Source organism: Marisediminitalea oceani, assembly GCF_003731635.1.
Classification (GTDB): domain Bacteria; phylum Pseudomonadota; class Gammaproteobacteria; order Enterobacterales; family Alteromonadaceae; genus Alteromonas; species Alteromonas oceani.
Genome location: NZ_RCUA01000047.1, coordinates 1 through 2,001, shown reverse-complemented (window position 1 = coordinate 2,001; position 2,001 = coordinate 1). Strand labels below are relative to the sequence as shown.

The 2,001-nt window shown below is 47.8% G+C and carries 1 protein-coding gene and 1 tRNA gene; both read right to left on the bottom strand.

Annotated features, from left to right (window positions below; genetic code table 11):
* Positions 1 to 105: 105 nt before the first annotated feature.
* Positions 106 to 181: transfer RNA gene (locus D9T21_RS14415), tRNA-Ala, on the bottom strand.
* Positions 182 to 276: 95 nt separating this feature from the next.
* A complete protein-coding gene (gltX, locus tag D9T21_RS14410) occupies positions 277 to 1,686 on the bottom strand; it encodes a glutamate--tRNA ligase (protein WP_123325660.1) in 1,410 nt (469 codons plus the stop codon).
* Positions 1,687 to 2,001 lie beyond the last annotated feature (315 nt).

The window sequence follows — 2,001 nt, the reverse complement described above, 5'->3', positions numbered from 1 at the left end:
TCTGCGTAACCGAGCGACCTTATTATGGTTCCTCACAGAATATTTCGGTCCTGAAAGCATTTCTGCTTTCGGCCTATTCCACGACATACATCATGAAAAGAAATTTGGTGGAGCCAGGCGGGATCGAACCGCCGACCTCTTGCATGCCATGCAAGCGCTCTCCCAGCTGAGCTATGGCCCCAAATCGTGTTACGGATGTCGTTGACTTTGTCGATGACTGTTCCGTGACAGCGGGGCGCATTCTAGATAGCACGCCCCATCATGTCAACGCTTTTTTTAGGAATTTTCTCTGTTTGCTATAAAAGTGAGCGCCTTGTTTATTCTCTCGACAATTTTGTCCTGAGATAACAGATTTAGCGTCACATCCAGCGACGGTGAATTACCGCTTCCGGTGGCCGCCACGCGCAGTGGCATACCCACTTTACCCATACCCACACCCAATTCTTCAGCCGTATCGTTAATGGCCGCCTGAATCGTTTGCGGATTCCAATCGCTGATGGCAGCAAGTTTTTGCTGAACCAGTTCCAGCGCTTCTTTTGCTACCGGACGCAAATGCTTTTTCGCAGCGTTAGCGTCAAACTCTTCATAGTCCTGATAGAAGTACGCACTAATTTGAGCCAGTTCTTTTAAGGTTTTAACGCGGTCGGCCTGAATGGCGATCACATCGGTAAGTGCCGGGCCGTTTTCTAAAGAAATCCCCTGCTGCTCAAAATGCCAGCTTGCGTGACTGGCTACTTCTTCTGCTGGCAAACTTTTAATGTAGTGTTGGTTTAACCACACCAGTTTTTCAGTGTTAAATGCTGAGGCGGACTGACCAATGGCATCAAGACTGAATAACTCGATCATTTCCTGTTCAGAAAAGATTTCCTGGTCACCATGGGCCCAGCCAAGGCGCACTAAATAATTTTTCACTGCCTGTGGCAGGTAACCGTCATCGCGATATTGCATTACGCTAACCGCACCGTGACGTTTGGAAAGCTTTTTACCGTCATCACCCAGAATCATCGAAACATGTGCGTATTCTGGTACCGGCGCGCCAAGTGCTTTTAAGATATTTATCTGGCGTGGTGTGTTATTAATATGATCTTCGCCACGCACAACGTGGGAAATACCCATATCCCAGTCATCCACTACTACACAGAAGTTATAGGTGGGCGTGCCGTCGGAACGCTGGATAATCAAATCATCCAGTTCGGTGTTGCTGATTTCGATACGGCCACGAACGTGGTCGTCAAACACCACACTGCCCTCCAGCGGGTTTTTAAAACGAATAACGTAGGGCTGACCTTGCGGATGATCGGTACGATCCCGCCACGTCCCCGGATAACGAGGTTTTTCGCCGTTTTCTTTTTGCTGTTCGCGAATAGCGTCGAGCTCTTCTGCCGGCATAAAGCACTTATACGCTTTCCCCTCTTCCAGCATAGTCTGAATGATGGCTTTGTAGCGGTCGAAGCGCTCTGTTTGATAGTAAGGCCCTTTATCCCAGGTTAAACCTAACCATTCCATGCCATCCAGAATTGCTTGTTTGGCTTCTTCGGTTGAGCGTTCGATATCGGTATCTTCGATACGTAATACAAACTCTCCGCCCTGACTCTTAGCATATAGCCAGGAATATAATGCGGTGCGCGCACCACCGACATGAAGATAACCCGTTGGACTGGGTGCAAATCTGGTAACAACCGACATGAATAATCTCTACTGTTAAAGGTGTTTTTCAAAGTGGGCGCATTTTACCAGCCATTGGGCAATGCCACAAAGCGGCGATGCTATTTTTCTTGCAGACTAAGTGAATTGTTCGCAAAATCATCGCAAAACAGCCTTTTCGGTTACTTTGTCATCAAACAGACACGGATGTGTAATTTTTTCTATTTTTGTTGTTGACAGTTTCATTACCCTCTCTATAATACGCCCCACTTGCCAAGCACGGCAGGTAGCAAAGAAAGAGGACGCTTAGCTCAGTTGGGAGAGCATCGCCCTTACAAGGCGAGGGTCACTGGTTCA

Excerpts from the sequence above, each read along its gene's own strand:
- gltX (WP_123325660.1), bottom strand. The coding sequence starts at position 1,686 with ATGTCGGTTGTTACCAGATTTGCACCCAGTCCAACGGGTTATCTTCAT.